The following is an 18,773-nucleotide window of genomic DNA, read 5'->3' on the forward strand; positions in this document are numbered from 1 at the left end:
GGGGACGCCGTGGGCGCGGAGCGCCACCGGCCATTCTCGCTCACGCGCCCGCTTCCGCCGTGTCCGGCCGCTCTCCCGCGCCCACGCCCCCCGCCCCGCCGTCCACCGGCGCGCCCTGTCCGGGCAGCAGCGGCAGCGCCGTCTGGATCGACAGCGGGTACGGCGGGGGAGTGCCCCCGAACTCCGGACAGCGCGCCTGGTGGTCGCACCAGCCGCACAGCTTGCTGCGGCTCGGCCGCCAGTCGCCGGTCTCCGTGGCCTGCCGGATCGCGTGCCACAGCGCGACGAGCTTGCGCTCCACACCCAGCAGGTCAGACTCCTCCGGGTCGTACGTCAGGATGTCGCCGCTGCCCAGGTAGACGAGCTGGAGGCGCCTCGGCACCGCGCCGCGCAGCCGCCACAGCACCAGCGCGTAGAACTTCATCTGGAACAGCGCCGCCCCCGCGTACTGCGGGCCCGGCGCCTTGCCCGTCTTGTAGTCCACGATCCTGACCTCGCCCGTGGGCGCCACGTCCACACGGTCGATGACACCGCGCAACCGCAGCCCCGACTCCAGCCGGGTCTCGACGAACAGCTCGCGCTCCGCCGGTTCGAGACGCGTCGGGTCCTCCAGCGAGAACCAGCGCTCCACCAGCTCCTCGGCGCTCGTCAGCCACTCCGCGAGCCGCGCCGCGTCCACTCCACCGGCGGAACCGGCCGCGCCTTCCGCCGCCGACTCCTCCTCCTCGGCGAACAAGGCCGTCAGCTCGGGCCGCCTCGCGAGCAGCCGCTCCCACTCCCGCGCCACCAGCGCCCGCGCCCGCGGTACCACCCGCTCGCCCGCCGGCGCGTCGAACACCCGCTCAAGCACCGCGTGCACGACCGTCCCCCGCGTCGCCGCCGCGCTCGGCGCCTCCGGCAGCCGGTCGATCACCCGGAACCGGTAGAGCAGCGGACACTGCATGAAATCAGCGGCCCGTGACGGGGAAAGAGAATCCGGCGGCCTGGCGATGGGAGCGGTCATGGAGCGAACCCTACGGCGCGTCACTGACAGGTAGCCGCTTACCATCGACGGGGAGCCCGCGCACACGGCAAAATCGCTTGTCCGAGCGGCCGCGCGGGCGGGCCCACGGCGACGAGGGGAACTGGTGGCAGACTCCGAGAGCGACCCGACGACGGACCCCGGCGACGGCCGGAAGCCCGCCGGCCCCGCGGGCGCGGCCCCAGGGGCGGGCGAGGAGCGCGCACCGCGCGGCCGGGGCACCGGCGGCGGCATCCTCATGGGCCGGGTCTTCGGCGTGCCGGTCTACGTGGCGCCCAGCTGGTTCCTGGTCGCCGCGCTGATCACCTGGTTCTTCGGCAACCAGCTCGACCGCGTCCTGCCCCACCTCGGCGGCGGCCGGTACCTCGTCTCCCTCTTCTTCGCCGTCGCGTTCTACGCCTCGGTCCTCGTCCACGAGATGGCCCACACCGTCGCCGCCGTGCGCTTCGACCTGCCGGTGCGCCGTATCCAGCTCCAGTTCTTCGGCGGCGTCTCGGAGATCGAGAAGGAGTCGCAGACCCCCGGCCGCGAGTTCGTCCTCGCCGGTGTGGGGCCGCTCCTGTCGCTCGTCCTGTCCGGCGTCTTCTACGCGGGCATGCTCGTCACCGACTCCGGCACCATCCCCGGCGTGCTGCTCGCGGGCCTGATGATCTCCAACCTGATCGTGGCCGCGTTCAACCTCCTGCCGGGACTGCCGCTTGACGGCGGCCGGATGCTGCGCGCCGTCATCTGGAAGCTGTCCGGCAGCCCCATGACCGGCACGGTCGCCGCCGCCTGGACGGGCCGGGCCCTCGCCATCGCCGTCCTGGTCGGCTTCCCGCTGGCCACCTACGTCGGGACGGCGGGGGAGCGCGAGTCGTTCAGCGGCGTCGAGTCGCTCACCGACGCGCTGCTCGCCGCGATCCTCGCCGCCATCATCTGGACCGGCGCGGGCAACAGCCTGCGCATGGCCCGCCTGCGCGAACGCCTCCCCGTCCTGAACGCCCGCACCCTCACCCGCCGCGCCGTCCCCGTCGCCCCCGACACCTCCCTCTCCGAGGCCCTGCGCCGCGCCAACGAGGCGGGGGCCCGCGCCCTCGTCGTCGTGGACCCGGACGGCGACCCCCTCTCCCTCGTCCGCGAGGCGGGGATCGCCGGGGTGCCCGAGCACCGGCGGCCGTGGGTCGCGGTCAGCACCCTCGCGCAGGACCTCAGCGAAGGACTGCGCGTCCCGGCGGACCTGAACGGCGAGGAACTGCTCGACCACCTGCGCGCCACCCCCGCCAGCGAGTACCTGGTGGTCGAGCGCACCGGCGAGATCTACGGCGTCCTGTCCACCGGCGACGTCGAACGCGCCTTCATCGACGCGATGGCACGCCCCGCGGCCGCCCCCGCGTCCCGGCCCGTGGACTGACCGGCCACCCGCGTGGACTAGGCTGAACGCCATGTCCGAACCGACCGGTGCCGCCCGCCGTCGCGGGCCCTTCCAGGTCGGGGACCAGGTACAGCTCACCGACCCCAAGGGCCGCCACTACACGTTCACGCTCGAAGCGGGGAAGAGCTTCCACACCCACAAGGGCGCCTTCCCGCACGACGAGCTGATCGGCGCCCCGGAGGGCACGGTCGTCCGCACCACGGGAAAAGTCGACTATCTCGCGCTGCGCCCCCTGCTCCCCGACTACGTCCTGTCCATGCCGCGCGGCGCCGCCGTCGTCTACCCGAAGGACGCGGGCCAGATCCTGGCCATGGCCGACATCTTCCCCGGCGCGCGCGTCGTGGAGGCCGGTGTCGGCTCCGGCTCGCTGAGCACCTTCCTGCTCCGCGCCATCGGCGACCAGGGCATGCTCCACTCGTACGAGCGCCGCGCCGACTTCGCCGCCATCGCCCAGGAGAACGTGACCCGCTACTTCGGCGGCCCCCACCCGGCGTGGACGGTGACCGTCGGCGACCTCCAGGACCACCTGGACGACACCGACGTGGACCGCGTGATCCTCGACATGCTCGCCCCCTGGGAGTGCCTGGACGCCGTGACGAAGGCCCTGGTGCCCGGCGGCATCCTGTGCGCGTACGTCGCCACCACCACCCAGCTGGCCCGCACCGTGGAGACGATCCGGGAGCACGGCTCGTTCAACGAGCCGAGCGCCTGGGAGAGCATGGTCCGCACCTGGCACGTCGAGGGGCTCGCCGTGCGGCCCGACCACCGCATGATCGGGCACACCGGCTTCCTCGTCACCGCCCGCCGGCTCGCGGACGGCGTCGAGCCGCCGCGGCGCCGCCGCCGTCCCGCACCCGGGGCGTACGGCGCGGACTACACGGGCCCCGGCTCCGAAGCGGCCTGACGGCGGGTCCGCCGGACTGCCGCGGCAGACCAACAGCCTTTCCGGACCCCGCCGTTCCGCCGCGCCGTGAGATATGACACCATGCCGGTCACCTGCCGTCGCGCAGGTCCGGCATGGTGCCACTCCCTCACGACGTCCAGGAGTCCCCCGCGTGCAGCTCCCGGCAAGCCCGGCCGACCCGATCGTCCCGCGCACCCGCCCGTTCCACTGGGTGACGACAGCCCTGGCGCTCGCGGTGATCACCGGCGCGGCCGCCCTCGTCGAGCCGTCGGGCGCGACGGCCCGCCCCGGCGCCGCCGACTCCGCGGCCCCCGCGGACGGCCCCGCGGCCCAGGAGCCCCCGGAGGCACCCGCGCCGGGACCCGCCCCGGAAGAGGCCGACTACCCCGTCGACTGCGGGCCGCTCGACGTGCTGGTCACCGACAGCGTGGACACGGATCTCGACGGCGACGGCCAGGGCGAGGCCGTGGCCGTCGTCCGCTGCGACGCCGGCTCGGGCAGCCCGCCCAACGGCATGTACCTGCTCACCGCGGAGGGCGGCACGACCACGGTCGCGGCCACCCTGGTGGACCCGGCGGAGCGGATGACCGTCGAACGGCTCGCGGCGCGGGACGACACCGTCTCCGTACGCCTGCTCGGCTACTCGTCGGACACGGTCCCGCGCTGCTGCCCCGACCTCCAGCGCGACGTGGACTGGCGCTGGGAGGACGGCCGACTCGTCCTGCACGCGCGCCGCGCGCCGAACAGCGTCTGACCGGCGCCTGCCGGCCCGGCGCTCCTCAGTCCGCGTCCGGGCCGTAGACCTCGACCCGGTCGGTCACCCGGCGCACGTGGATGCACTGCCCGGGGCAGTCCTTGGCCGACTCGGCGACGTCGCGCAGCAGTGGCAGGGGCACTCTGGCCGTCGCGCCGGGGTCCGTCAGCAGCTCGGCCTCCGTACCGGCCGGGACGGGCGGCTTCACATAGGCGAGTCCGTCGATGTCCAGCTCGAACACCTCGGGCGCGTACTGGGCGCAGATTCCGTCTCCGGTGCAGAGATCCTGATCGATCCAGACCTCGATCTCGTCGGTGTCGTTCCGCGCGGTCATATGGCCTACCGTTCCTCATAGGTGTGCGTCAAAGGGAGCCATCCCCTGCGGGTGTTGACCGCTTACGACCATACAGCGACCTGCTTTCCCGCAGCGCAGGGTGGGTATTCCCTGGCGTGAGGGAGTGCGCAAGGGTGAAGATCGGACACACCCCGACCGTCTTTGTGATCTAGGGGTTTCGAACTGCACCGGTCCAGGTAGGGTCTGGAAGCGTCCAGCTCCCCTTGGAGGAGGTGAGGACCGTGGTATCCCAGAACGACGACAGCAACCGCGGCATCCGACCCGGGAGGGGTCCCGACGACCCGGCCCGGCAGGTAGCCGATCTTGAGCAGGAGATCACCGTCCTGCGCCGAAAGCTGGCCGACTCCCCGCGGCACACACGCGTGCTGGAGGAGCGGGTCGTCGAGCTGCAGACGAATCTGGCGGGCGTCTCCGCGCAGAACGAGCGGCTCGCGACCACGCTCCGCGAGGCACGCGACCAGATCGTGGCCCTCAAGGAGGAAGTCGACCGGCTCGCCCAGCCGCCCTCCGGCTTCGGTGTCTTCCTGGAGGCAAACGAGGACGGCACCGCCGACATCTTCACCGGGGGCCGCAAGCTCCGGGTGAACGTCAGCCCCAGCCTCGACCTCGGCGACCTGCGGCGTGGCCAGGAGGTCATGCTCAACGAGGCGCTCAACGTCGTGGCCGCCATGGAGTACGAACGCGCGGGCGAGATCGTCACCCTCAAGGAGATCCTGGAGGACGGCGAGCGCGCCCTGGTGGTCGGCCACACCGACGAGGAGCGCGTCGTCAAGCTCGCCCAGCCCCTGCTCGACGGCACCCTGCGCGCGGGCGACGCCCTGCTGCTCGAACCCCGCTCCGGCTACGTCTTCGAGGTCGTGCCCAAGAGCGAGGTCGAGGAGCTGGTCCTCGAAGAGGTCCCCGACATCGACTACACGCAGATCGGCGGCCTCGGCGGCCAGATCGAGCTGATCCGCGACGCCGTCGAGCTGCCCTACCTGCACCCCGACCTGTTCCGCGAGCACGAGCTGCGCCCGCCCAAGGGCGTCCTGCTCTACGGCCCGCCCGGCTGCGGCAAGACGCTCATCGCCAAGGCCGTCGCCAATTCCCTGGCCAAGAAGGTCGCCGAGGTCACCGGCAAGCCCGCGGGGAAGAGCTTCTTCCTCAACATCAAGGGCCCCGAACTGCTGAACAAGTACGTCGGCGAGACCGAGCGGCACATCCGCCTGGTGTTCCAGCGGGCCAGGGAGAAGGCGAGCGAGGGCACGCCCGTCATCGTGTTCTTCGACGAGATGGACTCCCTCTTCCGCACCCGCGGCTCCGGCGTCAGCTCGGACGTGGAGAACACCATCGTCCCCCAGCTGCTCTCGGAGATCGACGGCGTCGAGGGCCTGGAGAACGTCATCGTCATCGGCGCCTCGAACCGCGAGGACATGATCGACCCCGCGATCCTGCGCCCCGGCCGGCTCGACGTGAAGATCAAGATCGAGCGTCCGGACGCCGAGGCCGCCCGCGACATCTTCTCCAAGTACCTGACCCCCCGGCTCCCGCTGCACGCCGACGACCTCGGCGAGCACAACGGAAACGGCGCCGCCGCCGTCCAGGGGATGATCCAGACCGTCGTCGAGCAGATGTACGCCGAAACCGAGGAGAACCGCTTCCTTGAGGTGACCTACGCCAACGGCGACAAGGAAGTCCTCTACTTCAAGGACTTCAACTCCGGCGCGATGATCCAGAACATCGTCGACCGCGCCAAGAAGATGGCCATCAAGGATTTCCTGGACCACCACCAGAAGGGCCTGCGCGTCTCCCATCTCCTGTCCGCCTGCGTGGACGAATTCAAGGAGAACGAGGACCTTCCCAACACCACCAACCCCGACGACTGGGCCCGGATCTCCGGCAAGAAGGGCGAGCGGATCGTCTTCATCCGCACCCTCGTCACCGGAAAGCAGGGCGGCGACACCGGCCGTTCCATCGACACCGTCGCCAACACGGGCCAGTACCTGTGACCGGCCACCACCGGTAACCGGAAAACGCCCTACCGCACACGAATCCACGTACACGCCGTCCGGCTGCGGGGCACGCGAAGGCGAGCCCCGCAGCCGCCGCATTCCCAGACCGTCGTGATCCGGGACCGTCCTGATCCCGCGACAAGTCCAGAAGGAGACCGGCGGCGGACCCCGCGCCGCGCCCCCTGTCGCCTACGCTCGTCAGCGAAGGACGGCACCGGGGCCGGTGCCGGTGCGCCGCCGGGCAAGGAGGGCCGCATGACAGTACGGCGAGTGATGGGCATCGAGACCGAGTACGGCGTCTCCGTGCCCGGCCACCCGAACGCCAACGCCATGCTCACCTCATCCCAGGTGGTGAACGCCTACGCGGCGGCCATGCACCGGGCCCGGCGCGCCCGCTGGGACTTCGAGGAGGAGAACCCCCTGCGCGACGCCAGGGGCTTCGACCTGGCCAGGGACAACGCGGACGCCAGCCAGCTCACCGACGAGGACATCGGCCTGGCCAACGTCATCCTCACCAACGGCGCCCGCCTCTACGTGGACCACGCGCATCCCGAGTACAGCTCCCCGGAGACCACCGGTCCGCTGGACGCCCTCCTGTGGGACAAGGCGGGCGAACGCATCATGGCCGAGGCCGCCCGCCGCGCCGCCGAGGTCCCCGGCGCCCAGCCCATCCACCTGTACAAGAACAACACCGACAACAAGGGCGCCTCCTACGGCACCCACGAGAACTACCTCATGAAGCGCGAGACGCCGTTCTCCGAGATCGTCCGGCACCTCACGCCCTTCTTCGTCTCCCGCCAGGTCGTCTGCGGCGCGGGCCGGGTCGGCATCGGCCAGGACGGCGGCGAGCACGGTTTCCAGCTCAGCCAGCGCGCCGACTACTTCGAGGTCGAGGTCGGCCTGGAGACGACACTCAAGCGGCCCATCATCAACACCCGGGACGAGCCGCACGCCGACGCCGAGCGCTACCGCAGGCTGCATGTCATCATCGGCGACGCCAACCTCGCCGAGGTCTCCACCTATCTCAAACTCGGCACCACCGCGCTCGTCCTGTCCATGATCGAGGACGGCTTCATCACCGTCGACCTGGCCGTGGACCAGCCGGTCCGCACACTCCACCGGGTCAGCCACGACCCCGGGCTGCGGCAGCTCGTGACCCTCCGCAGCGGCCGGACGCTGACCGCCGTCCAGCTCCAGATGGAGTACTGCGAACTGGCCCGCAAGTACGTGGACGAACGGTGGGGCGCCGACGCGGACGCCCAGACCGCCGACGTCCTCTCCCGCTGGGAGGACGTCCTCAACCGCCTGGAGAACGACCCGATGAGCCTGGCAGGACAGCTCGACTGGGTGGCCAAGCGCGAACTGATGGAGGGCTACCGGCGCCGCGACGGCCTCGGCTGGGACGCCGCGCGCCTGCACCTCGTGGACCTCCAGTACGCGGACGTCAGGCCGGACAAGGGCCTCTACAACCGGCTGGCGGCCCGCGGGCGCATGACCAGGCTTCTCGACGACGAGGACGTCAGCCGCGCCCAGCTCAGCCCGCCCGACGACACCCGCGCCTACTTCAGGGGCCGCTGCCTGGAGCAGTATGCCGACGACGTCGCCGCGGCCTCCTGGGACTCCGTGATCTTCGACCTGCCGGGCCGCGACTCCCTCCAGCGCGTGCCCACCATGGACCCGCTGCGCGGCACCCGGGAGCACGTCAAGGACCTCCTCGACCGCTGCGCGACGGCGGACGATCTCGTCCGCGCGCTCTCCGGCGGCTGATTCCGCGCGGATACGGGAATCATCCGGGTGGTCCGCGGACTTCCAGGAGAAGAGCGGGGGAGAGTCCCCCGGGAAATCCACCGGCGGCGGTCCACCGGGAATCCGCCCGGGAATGCACCGGGGAAAAGAACGAAGAGCCGATGTCAGCCCCGCCTAGTAGGGTCTGATCTTGACACGTCGAAGCTGAGCAGGGGTGAGGGAGATGGCGACCAAAGACACCGGCGGCGGCCAGCAGAAGGCGTCGCGCAACAGCGAGGAAGTCGAGGAGCAGACACAGGACGCGGAGGTCTCCGAGGAGCTCAAGGAGCGCCAGGAGGCCCTCACGGACGATGTCGACTCCGTCCTCGACGAGATCGACGAGGTGCTGGAGTCCAACGCGGAGGACTTCGTCCGCAGCTTCGTCCAGAAGGGCGGCGAGTAGTCACGCCCGCCGCGCCGCGGGGCTTCCGCGGACGATGTGGATCACGACCGCCGGACGGGTAGGGTCCGTGCCATAGCCTGCCGCTGCCCCGGCCGCACCGCCGGCCGGGGCAGCCGACCGTCCTCCACCTGGAAGGAACCCTGTGGCAGCCAACTCCCACGAGCAGGGGCGACTCCCGGCGGCCTTCCTCCGTCCGGGCTCGTCCTCGTTCTTCGACTTCCTGACCGACCACGCCCCGGAGCGTCTGCCGGGGCACCGCGCGCTTCCGCCCGTCGAGGGGGCCGTGGAGGCGGTGCACGGGACGACCATCGTCGCCGCCACCTTCCCCGGGGGTGTCGTCCTCGCCGGTGACCGCCGCGCCACCATGGGCAACATGATCGCCCAGCGCGACATCGAGAAGGTCTTCCCCGCCGACGAGCACTCCGGCGTCGGCATCGCGGGGACCGCGGGCCTCGCGGTCGAACTGGTGAAGCTGTTCCAGCTGGAGCTGGAGCACTTCGAGAAGGTCGAGGGTCACGCGCTCTCCCTGGAGGGCAAGGCCAACCGGCTGTCCACCATGATCCGCGGCAACCTCGGCATGGCCATGCAGGGCCTCGCCGTCGTCCCGCTCTTCGCCGGCTACGACCTGGAGCGCGGCAAGGGCCGCATCTTCTCCTACGACGTCACGGGCGGCAGGACCGACGAGGTGGGCTTCGCCACCGTCGGCTCCGGCTCCGTCTTCGCCCGCGGCTCCCTCAAGAAGCTGTACCGCCCCGACCTGTCCGAGGAACAGACGGCCACCGCGGTCGTCCAGGCGCTCTACGACGCCGCCGACGACGACTCGGCGACCGGCGGACCCGACCTCGCGCGCCGCATCTACCCGATCGTCACGGTGATCACCGAGGACGGCTACCGCCGCCTCGACGAGACGCGGGTCGCCGAGATCGTCCGCGCGGTGCACGAGGGCCGGCTCCAGCAGCCCGACGGACCCCAGGCCCCCGTTCTGTAGATTGCGGTGCCGGGCCCGTCCGGCACCGGGCGAAGCGCCGAATCCCGGAAATCCCACGGACGTCGAAGGGACGAGTAGCCGGTGTCCACACCGTTCTATGTCTCACCCCAGCAGGCCATGGCGGACCGCGCCGAGTACGCCCGCAAGGGCATCGCGCGCGGGCGCAGCCTGGTGGTGCTCCAGTACGCCGACGGCATCGTGTTCGTCGCCGAGAACCCGTCGCGCGCCCTGCACAAGGTGAGCGAGATCTACGACCGCATCGCCTTCGCGGCGACCGGCAAGTACAACGAGTACGAGAGCCTGCGCATCGGCGGCACCCGCTACGCCGACCTGCGCGGCTACACCTTCGACCGCACGGACGTCACCGCCCGCGGCCTGGCCAACCTCTACGCGCAGACGCTGGGCAGCATCTTCTCCAGCGCCGCGGAGAAGCCCTACGAGGTCGAACTGCTCGTGGCCGAGGTCGGCGAGTCCCCCGAGGACGACGAGATCTACCGCCTGCCGCACGACGGCTCGATCATCGACGAGCACGGCTCGGTGGCGGTCGGCGGCAACGCCGACCAGATCAGCAGCTACCTGGGCCAGCGGCACCGCGACGGCATGGGCCTCGGCGAGGTGCTGCGCCTCGCGGTGGACTCGCTCACCCGCGAGGCGAACGGCGGCGAGCGCACGCTGACCGCCGATCAGCTCGAAGTGGCCGTCCTCGACCGGACCCGGCCGCAGACGCGGAAGTTCAAGCGCGTGCCGGTGCGTCAGCTCGCGGCGCTGCTGGAGGAGAACGGCTCCTCCTCCGCCGGTTCCGCCGACGCGGACGGCGAGGGCGACGCGGGCACCGGGAGCGGCGAAACCGACTGACGCGGCGGCAGCCGCCGTCCACGCGCCGCGCCCCGGGACACGTCTTCGGCCGAGACGGTGCCCGGGGCGCGGCGCGTGGTCGGGGAGGTCAGGCGGGAGCCGGGGCGGTCGAGCCCCGCGCGACCAGCGAGACCGGCAGCACCTCGGCGCCCCGCCGCTCGCCGCCCAGCACGGCCAGCAGCGCCCGCAGACCGGCGGCCCCCAACTCCTCGGCGGGCAGCCGCACCGTCGTCAGCTCCGGCTCCACCGCCGTCGCGAGCCCCAGGTCGTCGAAGCCGGTCACCGACACGTCCTCGGGCACCCGCAGACCCGCGCGCCGCACGGCCTTGCACGCACCGGCGGCCATCGTGTCGTCGTCACAGACCAGCGCCGTCGGCCGCGGCGAGGCCGCGAGCGCGCGTCCGGCCGCAAGGAGCCCTCCCGCCACACTGACCGGGCCGCGCTCCTCCGCCACCAGCCGCGCGCCAGGCACCCCCGACAGGCCCGCCCGCAGCACGTCACGCCGCACCGCGAACGTCCACGAGTCCACGTCGGCGGCCACATGGGCGATGCGCCGGTGTCCCAGGCCCAGCAGATGCCCCGTCACCAGCCGCATCCCTTCGGCGATGTCCGGATTGACCGTCGCTGCGGCGGGGCCCTCGACGGGCTCGCTGTCCAGCATCACGAGCGGCAGCCCGTCCCCGCTCAGCTGCGCCAGCGCCTCCACCGCCATCGAGGACGCCAGCACGCCGTCCAGCGTCGCGCTCGCCGACGCGAACGGGTCGGGGGCGCCGCCGACACCCTCGGGCGACGGGTACAGGACCACCCCCACGTCCGCCTCCGCCGCGACCCGCGCCGCCCCGGCGTGCACCCGGCCGAAGAAGTCGTTGGTCAGCGCCGGGACGACGACGAGGACCGTCCGGGTCCTGCCGAGCCGCAGGCTGCGGGCCGCGAGGTTCGGCCGGTGGCCCAGCTCCCGCGCGGCGGCCCGTACGGCCTCGGCGCGGGCGGGGGAGACCCGGCCGCGCCACCGGTCGCGCAGCACCAGCGAGACGGTCGCCTGGGACACCCCCGCGCGGCGCGCCACGTCCCGGCTCGTGGGCCGGGCCACGCCCTCCCGCTGCCTGCCGCTCCCGCTCTCGTCCACGGTGTCCGCGCCTCCCTGCGGGTGTCCTGAATCCACCGCCCACCAGAACGCATATCGTACGTACAATCGACGACGTTATACGTAACACGCGCCGGGGCCGCCCCGGTGCCGGAGACAGGGGTGCGGGCGATGGCCACCGGCTACGGGGAACTGCTGCGCGTGAAGCACGTGACGCGCCTGCTCGTGGGCACGCTCGTCGGCCGCCTGCCGAACGGCACGGCCGCCCTGGCCGTCGTCCTGTTCGTGCGCGCCGAGGGCGGCGGCTACACCCTGGCCGGTCTCCTTGCCGCCGCCTACGGGGTGGCCACCGCCGTCGGGCAGCCGCTTCTCGGCCGCCTGGTGGACGTCCACGGGCAGCCCCGGGTGATGCTCCCCGCCGCCGTCGTCTCCGGCCTGAGCATGATCCTGTTCGCCCTCGTCGGCACCGACCCCGCCCCGGTGGCCTGGGCGGCCGTCGTGGTCGCCGGGCTCGCCACCCCGCCCCTCGAAGGCGGACTGCGCGCGCTGTGGCCCAGCGTGATCCGAAACGGCGACGGGGTGCACAGGGCCTACGCCCTGGACGCCGTCGCGCAGGAGGTCATGTTCGCGGGTGGACCGCTCGTCGTGATGCTGCTCGTCGCCGCCTGGTCCGAGTCGGCCGCCCTGCTGGTCGTCAACGTCGTGGGCATCCTGGGGGCGCTCTCCGTCGTCGTCTCCGCCCCCTCCCGGCAGTGGCGCGGCGCCCCGCGCGAGGCGCACTGGCTGGGCGCGCTGCGCTCGCGCGGGCTGCTCGCGCTCCTCGCCTGCTTCTTCTTCGTCGGCACCGCACTGGGCGCCATCTCCGTGGCGAACGTGGCCTACGCGGACGAGCACGGCGACGAACTCATCGCCACCTGGCTCACCTCGGGGCTCGGCGTCGGCGCTCTGCTCGGCGGCCTCGCCTACGGCGCCGTCCGCTGGGCCGGTCCGGCGGAACCCCGCCTCAGGCTGCTGGCCGTCGCCCTCGCCGCCGGGTACGCGCCGCTGGTGCTGGTGCCCGACGGCGTGGCCCTCATGACCGCGCTGAGCGTCCTGTCGGGCCTGTTCCTCGCACCCATGCTGGCCTGCGCGTTCGTCGTGATAGACCGGCACGCGCCGGTGGGCACGGTCACCGAGGCGTTCTCCTGGCTGGTGACCACGTTCGGCGTCGGCGCCGCCGCGGGCACCGCCGTCGCGGGACCGGTCATCGAACGCGGCGACGCCGCGTCCGGCTTCGCCGTCCCCGCCGCCGCCGGCTGCGCCGCGCTGCTCGTCCTGCTGGCCACGGCACGCGTTCTCGCAGTTCCCGGGGGCCGGACCGCTGCCGGCGGGGAAACGCAAAATGATCGAAACGCCGCACTCGAACCCGGTTTCAGAAGTGGGCATCAGGCGTAATGTTCAGTCATGGATCGCCGAATCTTCGGGTTGGAGAACGAGTACGGGGTCACCTGTACGTTCCGCGGTCAGCGCCGGCTGTCCCCGGACGAGGTGGCGAGGTATCTCTTCCGCCGAGTCGTGTCATGGGGACGCAGCAGCAACGTGTTCCTCCGCAACGGCGCCCGCCTCTACCTGGACGTCGGCTCGCACCCCGAGTACGCGACGCCCGAGTGCGACAACGTCACGGAGCTGATCACCCACGACAAGGCGGGTGAGCGCATCCTGGAGGGCCTCCTGGTGGACGCCGAACGGCGGCTCCACGAGGAGGGCATCGCCGGTGACGTCTACCTGTTCAAGAACAACACCGACTCCGCGGGCAACTCCTACGGATGCCACGAGAACTACCTCGTGGCGCGGCACGGCGAGTTCTCCCGCCTCGCCGACGTCCTGATCCCCTTCCTCGTCACGCGCCAGCTGATCTGCGGCGCGGGCAAGGTGCTCCAGACGCCGCGCGGCGCCGTCTTCTGCGTCAGCCAGCGCGCCGAGCACATCTGGGAGGGCGTCAGCTCGGCGACCACGCGCTCCCGCCCCATCATCAACACCCGCGACGAGCCGCACGCCGACGCCGAGCGCTACCGCAGGCTCCACGTCATCGTGGGCGACTCCAACATGTCCGAGACCACGATGCTGCTCAAGGTCGGCGCCACCGACCTGGTGCTCCGCATGATCGAGGCGGGGACCGTGATGCGGGACCTCACGCTGGAGAACCCCATCCGGGCCATCCGCGAGGTCAGCCACGACACCACCGGCCAGCGCAAGGTCCGCCTCGCGACCGGCCGTGAGGCGTCCGCCCTGGAGATCCAGCAGGAGTACTTCGACAAGGCCCTCGACTTCTGCGAACGCCGCGGTATGCGCACCGGCGTCACCGAGCAGGTCCTGGAGCTGTGGGGCCGGGCACTCGAAGCCATCCGCGCCCAGGAACTCGACAAGATCAACACCGAGATCGACTGGGTCATGAAGTACCAGCTCATCGAGCGGTACCGCGCCAAGCACAACCTCACGATGTCCCACCCCAGGGTGGCGCAGATAGACCTCGCCTACCACGACATCCACCGCCGACGCGGGCTCTACTACCTGCTGGAGCGCAAGGGCCAGGCCCAGCGTGTGTGCAACGATCTCAAGATCTTCCAGGGCAAGTCGGTCCCCCCGCAGACGACGCGGGCCCGGCTGCGCGGCGACTTCATCCGCCGCGCGCAGGAACAGCGCCGCGACTTCACCGTGGACTGGGTCCACCTCAAGCTCAACGACCAGGCACAGCGGACGGTCCTGTGCAAGGACCCGTTCCGGTCGGTGGACGAGCGTGTGGAGAAGCTGATCGCCGGGATGTGACGGCCCCCGCGGCGCGCAGTCCGGGGGCACGAGCCCCCGGAGGCCGTAGGGTGGGGCGGAACCAGCGGGTTCCGCCCCGATTGCCCACGACGCCCTGGTTGGACCAGATGACCCCCACCCCACGAGCGAGCCGCCTCGTCGCGCTGCTCGCCGTCCCTTCCCTCCTGTTCTCCCTGGCCGCGTGCGGCTCGGACGACGGCGGAGACGACGCCTCGGAAACCCCGTCCGGACCCGTGGCCACGGTCTCCGGCAAGCCCGGTGAGGAGCCGGAGCTGACGATCGACACGGACGCGAGCGCCGGCGACGAGATCAGCGGCGAGGTCCTGACGCCGGGCGACGGCGCCGAGATCGGCGAGGGCGACTACCTGCGCCTCGACGCCGTGGCCAAGACGGTCTCCGACGGCCGCGAGCTGGTCAACACGTGGGCCGACCCGAACGAGGGAGCCGCGGGCGCCACCGCCCCCGAGCTGCCCGACGGCGTACGCCGCCAGATGATCGCCCAGGCCGGCGTGGACTCCGTCTTCCTCGCCGCCGTGACCGAACCGATGATCGGGGCGACCGTCGGCAGCCGCGTGCAGGTCCAAGGCCCCGCCGCCGACCTGCTGGGCCAGAGCGCACAGACTCTCCAACTGCCGGAGGACGAGGGCGTCGTCTGGGTCTTCGACATCGTGGGCGGCATCTCCGCCGACCCCGCGGCCTCGGCCGAGGGCGAGCAGGCCCCGGTGGACGAGGGGCTGCCCGAGGTCACCGCCGGTGAGGACGGGGCGCCCGCGGTCACCGTCCCCGAGGGGCAGGACCCGCCGGCCGAGCTGCGCCAGCAGGTCCTGATCGAGGGCGACGGGCCCGAGGTCGAGCCGGGGCAGGCGCTGGTCGTCCAGTACACCGGCGTGACCTGGGCCGACGGCCGGCAGTTCGACTCGTCCTGGGACCGCGACGCCCCCTCCGCCTTCCAGATCGGCACCGGTGCGGTGGTACGGGGCTGGGACGAGGGACTCGTCGGCAAGCACGTCGGCGACCGCGTCCTCCTGGTGATCCCGCCGGACCTCGGCTACGGCGACCAGGGCAACCAGACGATCCCCGGCGGCTCCACCCTCGTCTTCGTCGTGGACATCGTCGGCGCCGCCTGAGCGTGCGCGTGCCGACCCCCCACACCCGCGTATCCTGCGGGTTCGAGCAAGTGCGCTAGGAGTGATCTTCACGTGAACATCGACAAGCCCGAGGTGGACTTCCCCGGCGGCGAGCCCCCGGCCGACCTGGAGATCAAGGACATCTGGGAAGGCGAGGGCGAGGTCGCCCAGGCGGGCGCGCAGGTGTCCGTGCACTACGTCGGCGTCGCCTTCAGCACCGGCGAGGAGTTCGACGCCAGCTGGAACCGCGGCACCCCGCTGCGCTTCCAGCTCGGCGCGGGCCAGGTCATCCCCGGCTGGGACCGCGGCGTGCAGGGCATGCGCGTCGGCGGACGCCGCCAGCTGACCATCCCGCCGCACCTCGCGTACGGCGATGCCGGGGCGGGCGGCCGGATCAAGCCGGGCGAGACCCTGATCTTCGTCTGCGACCTGGTCTCGGTCTGATCCCCACAAGCGGTACCGTGGGCCCATTCCCCGTACGGGGAACGGGCCCACGGCGCTTTTCCCGCGCGGGTACGTGACAGCCGGGGACCGCGGACGAGAGGGGCGGCGCGCGATGGCGATTGCCAAGGCGGAGCGGCTGATGAACCTGGCGCTGTGCCTGCTGGGCACGGGCCGCCCGCTGAGCAAGCGCGAGCTGCGCGCGTCCATCGAGGCCTACCTGGAGGTCGGTTCCGAGGACGCCTTCAACCGCATGTTCGAGCGCGACAAGGACGACCTGCGGGAACTGGGCCTCGTCATCGAGACCGTCGAGAGCCTCGACGGCGAGACCGGCTACCACGCCCGCCGCGACCACAACCAGCTGCCGCCCATCACCCTGGAGGCCGAGGAGGCCGCCGCACTCGGGCTCGCCGCCCGCGTCTGGCAGCAGGCACGCCTCGCGGGCGCGGCGAGCGGCGCCCTCCAGAAACTGCGCGCCGCGGGGATGCCGCTCGCCCAGGACGAGCAGGGCGCGTACAGCGCGATCGAGCCGCGCGTCCCGGCCGGTGAGGCGGCCTTCGAGCCGCTGATGATCGCCTGCCGCGACCGGCGTCCCGTCACGTTCGACTACCGGAAGTCGAACGCGGCGCGCGCCGCGAGCCGCCAGGTCGAGCCGTGGGCGCTGGAGTGCTGGCGCGGCCACTGGTACCTGGCCGGCTGGGACCGCGACCGCCGGGCGGAGCGTGTCTTCCGCCTCTCGCGCATCGCCGGCCGCGTCAGATCGCGTTCCGGCGCCTTCACGCACGAGGTCCCCGACCACATCACGCTGCGCGAGACCGTCGCCCGCTGGGCGGGCGAGACCCCGACGGGACAGGCCCGCATCCGGCTGCGCACCGGCGCCGGATACCCGCTGCGCGCCCGCGCCACCGCCGTCACCGAGTCCGCCGCGGGCGCCGGCTGGGACGAACTGGAGATCCCGTACGGGCACGGGCTCGGCGCGTGGCTCGCCGAGTTCGGCCCCGACGTGGTCGTGCTGGAGCCCGCCGAGCTGCGGGCCGACGTCATCGAGCGGCTGCGCGCCGTCGCCAAGGGCTAGGCGGTGTCGTTCGGATCTTGCCTGGACGCGCCGATCCGCCACGATCCGAACGACACGGCCTGGACCCCCGGGAAGCCGGGGAAGAGAGAAGGAGCACCCATGGCCACCACGGCCATCGACCGCACCCGCAGGATGCTGTCCCTCGTCACCTATCTGAGGGAACGCCCGGGTGCCCGTGTCGACGAGGTCGCCCGCGCGTTCGGGATCACCGAGGACGAGCTGATCTCCGACCTGAACGTCCTGCCCATGTGCGGCACCAGCTTCCGCGGCGGCGACCTGCTCGACATCGACACCGACGGCGAGCACATCTGGTGGCACAACGCCGAGGCCGTCGGCTCGGGCACCGGCCAGCCGCTGCGGCTCGCCGCCGACGAGGCGACCGCCCTGCTCGTCGCCGCCCGTGCCGTGGCCACCCTGCCGGGGCTGCGCGACGGCGACCGCGACGCCCTGCTGCGCGCCACGTCCAAGCTGGAGGCGGCGGCGGGCGAGGCGGCCGGGGCCAGCTCGCGCCTGTCGGTCACCTTCGAGTCGGAGGGCGGGGTCTTCGCCGACGTGGACCGTGCCATCACCGAGCGGCGGCGGCTGCGCATCCGCTACTACTCGCCGGGCCGCGACGAGCTGACCGACCGGGAGATCGACCCGATCCGGCTGTTCGCGGTCGGCCACACGTACGTCGAGGCCTGGTGCCACCGGTCGGAGGCGCGGCGCACGTTCCGGCTCGACCGTGTCGCCAGGATCGAGCTGCTCGACACCCCCGCCGATCCGCCGCCGGTCGAGCCGCGCGACCTGAGCGAGGGGCTCGTCCAGCCCGCGCCGACCGACCCCGAGGTGGTCGTCGAGGTCGGGCCCGGCGGGCGCTGGGTCGCCGAGTACTACCCGCACGACTCCGCCGAGGAACTGCCGGACGGCGGGCTGCGCGTCACGCTGCGCACGCCCGACCCGGCCACCCTGCGCCGGCTGGCGCTGCGGCTCGGCGGCGACGGCCGCATCGTCGCGCCGGCCGCGCTCGCCGAGAGCGCCAGGGACGCGGCCCGCGCGGCGCTCGACCTGTACGGGGCGGCGGAGGAGCCGGCCGGTGTGCTCCAGGCCGCGGCGGGGGAGGGGAGCTGAGGTGTTCTGGCCGATGTTCCAGCTCATCCTGGCGTTCCTCGGTGTCGCGGTGCTCGGGGTCCTGGGCGTCCGCGTCGGCCTCGAAGCCCGCCGTTTCGCCCGCGCCGTGGCCGCCTCGGCGGAGCGGATCGGGGGCGCGGCCGAGGACCTGGAACGTGCCGCCGCACCCCTCGTGACCAGGGGCGGCGCCGTCCACCGGGCATACGGAAGGGAAGCCGGGGACGGATAGATCGTCGCGCGGGCATTGATTTGTGTTCACCCTCGCGCGTTAAGATTGCAGCTCGTGCGGTCGGTCGGGAATGTCGAGATCCCGCACGGCAGACGAATTCCCCGGAAGAAAGAAGACGAGACCATGGGCTCGCTCTCCGCATGGCACATCCTGCTCGTCGTCCTCGTCGTGGTGGTCGTCTTCGGCTCCAAGCGCCTGCCGGACACCGCGCGCGCCCTGGGCAAGTCCCTGCGCATTCTCAAGAGCGAGACGGCGGCCATGAAGAACGACGGCCGGGCCGAGTCGGACGTCGCCCCCTCGCCCGCCGAGCCGCCCACCGCCGCCCGGACCATCCAGGCCGCCCCCGGCGACGTCACCAGCGCCCGCCCGGTCGAGGAGCCCCGGAACAACCCGCAGCAGGGCTGACACCCGGCCGCCGGCCGGGACGCGTTC

At 72.3% G+C, this 18,773-nt stretch carries 19 protein-coding genes; 16 read left to right on the top strand and 3 right to left on the bottom strand.

The window, feature by feature from the left end; genetic code table 11:
- Positions 1-40: 40 nt before the first annotated feature.
- On the bottom strand, positions 41-1,003 hold the full coding sequence (locus ACL02R_RS06340; RefSeq protein ID WP_412795862.1) for a RecB family exonuclease: 963 nt from the start codon (positions 1,001-1,003) through the stop codon (positions 41-43).
- 124 nt (positions 1,004-1,127) lie between these two features.
- On the opposite strand from ACL02R_RS06340, the gene ACL02R_RS06345 reads away from it, so the two are divergent.
- The 3 genes from ACL02R_RS06345 to ACL02R_RS06355 all read left to right on the top strand — a co-directional run bounded on the left by ACL02R_RS06345 (position 1,128) and on the right by ACL02R_RS06355 (position 4,093).
- Entirely contained in the window at positions 1,128-2,414 is a 1,287-nt protein-coding gene (locus ACL02R_RS06345) for a site-2 protease family protein (protein ID WP_412795863.1), read from the top strand.
- Positions 2,415-2,445: 31 nt separating this feature from the next.
- A complete protein-coding gene (locus ACL02R_RS06350) occupies positions 2,446-3,339 on the top strand; it encodes a tRNA (adenine-N1)-methyltransferase (protein WP_412795864.1) in 894 nt (297 codons plus the stop codon).
- A 151-nt stretch (positions 3,340-3,490) separates the two neighbouring features.
- Complete coding sequence (locus ACL02R_RS06355; RefSeq protein ID WP_412795865.1) at positions 3,491-4,093, top strand: hypothetical protein; 603 nt, start codon at positions 3,491-3,493, stop codon at positions 4,091-4,093.
- Between the two features lie 25 nt (positions 4,094-4,118).
- Here the strand turns inward: ACL02R_RS06355 and ACL02R_RS06360 are convergent, their stop codons facing one another.
- The gene (locus tag ACL02R_RS06360) at positions 4,119-4,427 is read right to left on the bottom strand and encodes a ferredoxin (RefSeq protein WP_362968015.1); all 309 of its coding nucleotides are present in this window, start codon (positions 4,425-4,427) and stop codon (positions 4,119-4,121) included.
- A gap of 224 nt (positions 4,428-4,651) precedes the next feature.
- Here ACL02R_RS06360 and arc point away from each other — a divergent pair, with 224 nt between their 5' ends.
- From arc to prcA, 5 genes are all read left to right on the top strand, one after another.
- Positions 4,652-6,436, top strand: coding sequence for a proteasome ATPase (gene arc / locus ACL02R_RS06365; protein ID WP_398843829.1), 1,785 nt, complete (start codon positions 4,652-4,654; stop codon positions 6,434-6,436).
- A gap of 258 nt (positions 6,437-6,694) precedes the next feature.
- Positions 6,695-8,206 carry a depupylase/deamidase Dop gene (dop, locus tag ACL02R_RS06370; RefSeq protein ID WP_412795866.1) on the top strand — a complete coding sequence of 504 codons (1,512 nt, stop codon included), beginning with the start codon at positions 6,695-6,697 and terminating at the stop codon, positions 8,204-8,206.
- A gap of 202 nt (positions 8,207-8,408) precedes the next feature.
- Positions 8,409-8,627: a ubiquitin-like protein Pup gene (locus ACL02R_RS06375; RefSeq protein ID WP_362968018.1), complete on the top strand. Its 219-nt coding sequence runs from the start codon at positions 8,409-8,411 to the stop codon at positions 8,625-8,627.
- 142 nt (positions 8,628-8,769) lie between these two features.
- Positions 8,770-9,615, top strand: a complete 846-nt coding sequence (gene prcB, locus ACL02R_RS06380) for a proteasome subunit beta (protein WP_412795867.1) — start codon at positions 8,770-8,772, stop codon at positions 9,613-9,615.
- Between the two features lie 81 nt (positions 9,616-9,696).
- A complete protein-coding gene (gene prcA / locus ACL02R_RS06385) occupies positions 9,697-10,470 on the top strand; it encodes a proteasome subunit alpha (RefSeq protein ID WP_412795868.1) in 774 nt (257 codons plus the stop codon).
- A gap of 88 nt (positions 10,471-10,558) precedes the next feature.
- Here the strand turns inward: prcA and ACL02R_RS06390 are convergent, their stop codons facing one another.
- A complete protein-coding gene (locus tag ACL02R_RS06390) occupies positions 10,559-11,596 on the bottom strand; it encodes a LacI family DNA-binding transcriptional regulator (RefSeq protein ID WP_412795869.1) in 1,038 nt (345 codons plus the stop codon).
- 129 nt (positions 11,597-11,725) lie between these two features.
- On the opposite strand from ACL02R_RS06390, the gene ACL02R_RS06395 reads away from it, so the two are divergent.
- From ACL02R_RS06395 to tatA, 8 genes are all read left to right on the top strand, one after another.
- The gene (locus ACL02R_RS06395; protein WP_412795870.1) at positions 11,726-12,988 is read left to right on the top strand and encodes an MFS transporter; all 1,263 of its coding nucleotides are present in this window, start codon (positions 11,726-11,728) and stop codon (positions 12,986-12,988) included.
- A gap of 9 nt (positions 12,989-12,997) precedes the next feature.
- Positions 12,998-14,359: a Pup--protein ligase gene (pafA, locus tag ACL02R_RS06400; protein WP_412795871.1), complete on the top strand. Its 1,362-nt coding sequence runs from the start codon at positions 12,998-13,000 to the stop codon at positions 14,357-14,359.
- A gap of 107 nt (positions 14,360-14,466) precedes the next feature.
- Positions 14,467-15,486: an FKBP-type peptidyl-prolyl cis-trans isomerase gene (locus ACL02R_RS06405; RefSeq protein WP_412795872.1), complete on the top strand. Its 1,020-nt coding sequence runs from the start codon at positions 14,467-14,469 to the stop codon at positions 15,484-15,486.
- Positions 15,487-15,558: 72 nt separating this feature from the next.
- Positions 15,559-15,930, top strand: a complete 372-nt coding sequence (locus ACL02R_RS06410) for an FKBP-type peptidyl-prolyl cis-trans isomerase (protein WP_362968059.1) — start codon at positions 15,559-15,561, stop codon at positions 15,928-15,930.
- A 112-nt stretch (positions 15,931-16,042) separates the two neighbouring features.
- Positions 16,043-17,002: a helix-turn-helix transcriptional regulator gene (locus ACL02R_RS06415; RefSeq protein ID WP_412795873.1), complete on the top strand. Its 960-nt coding sequence runs from the start codon at positions 16,043-16,045 to the stop codon at positions 17,000-17,002.
- 99 nt (positions 17,003-17,101) lie between these two features.
- Entirely contained in the window at positions 17,102-18,112 is a 1,011-nt protein-coding gene (locus tag ACL02R_RS06420) for a helix-turn-helix transcriptional regulator (RefSeq protein ID WP_412795874.1), read from the top strand.
- Position 18,113: 1 nt separating this feature from the next.
- Positions 18,114-18,341: a hypothetical protein gene (locus ACL02R_RS06425; protein WP_412795875.1), complete on the top strand. Its 228-nt coding sequence runs from the start codon at positions 18,114-18,116 to the stop codon at positions 18,339-18,341.
- Between the two features lie 123 nt (positions 18,342-18,464).
- Positions 18,465-18,746, top strand: a complete 282-nt coding sequence (gene tatA, locus ACL02R_RS06430; protein ID WP_412795876.1) for a Sec-independent protein translocase subunit TatA — start codon at positions 18,465-18,467, stop codon at positions 18,744-18,746.
- Positions 18,747-18,773: the final 27 nt, after the last annotated feature.

The sequence above is a fragment of the Streptomyces sp. MS19 genome (assembly GCF_047200595.1).
Classification (GTDB): domain Bacteria; phylum Actinomycetota; class Actinomycetes; order Streptomycetales; family Streptomycetaceae; genus Streptomyces.

Bases quoted from the DNA above. Each gene is read 5' to 3' on its own strand.
- ACL02R_RS06340 (WP_412795862.1), bottom strand. From the start codon at position 1,003: ATGACCGCTCCCATCGCCAGGCCGCCGGATTCTCTTTCCCCGTCACGG.
- ACL02R_RS06350 (WP_412795864.1), top strand. From the start codon at position 2,446: ATGTCCGAACCGACCGGTGCCGCCCGCCGTCGCGGGCCCTTCCAGGTC.
- ACL02R_RS06360 (WP_362968015.1), bottom strand. From the start codon at position 4,427: ATGACCGCGCGGAACGACACCGACGAGATCGAGGTCTGGATCGATCAG.
- dop (WP_412795866.1), top strand. From the start codon at position 6,695: ATGACAGTACGGCGAGTGATGGGCATCGAGACCGAGTACGGCGTCTCC.
- ACL02R_RS06375 (WP_362968018.1), top strand. From the start codon at position 8,409: ATGGCGACCAAAGACACCGGCGGCGGCCAGCAGAAGGCGTCGCGCAAC.
- ACL02R_RS06395 (WP_412795870.1), top strand. From the start codon at position 11,726: ATGGCCACCGGCTACGGGGAACTGCTGCGCGTGAAGCACGTGACGCGC.
- pafA (WP_412795871.1), top strand. From the start codon at position 12,998: ATGGATCGCCGAATCTTCGGGTTGGAGAACGAGTACGGGGTCACCTGT.
- ACL02R_RS06405 (WP_412795872.1), top strand. From the start codon at position 14,467: ATGACCCCCACCCCACGAGCGAGCCGCCTCGTCGCGCTGCTCGCCGTC.
- ACL02R_RS06415 (WP_412795873.1), top strand. From the start codon at position 16,043: ATGGCGATTGCCAAGGCGGAGCGGCTGATGAACCTGGCGCTGTGCCTG.
- ACL02R_RS06420 (WP_412795874.1), top strand. From the start codon at position 17,102: ATGGCCACCACGGCCATCGACCGCACCCGCAGGATGCTGTCCCTCGTC.
- tatA (WP_412795876.1), top strand. From the start codon at position 18,465: ATGGGCTCGCTCTCCGCATGGCACATCCTGCTCGTCGTCCTCGTCGTG.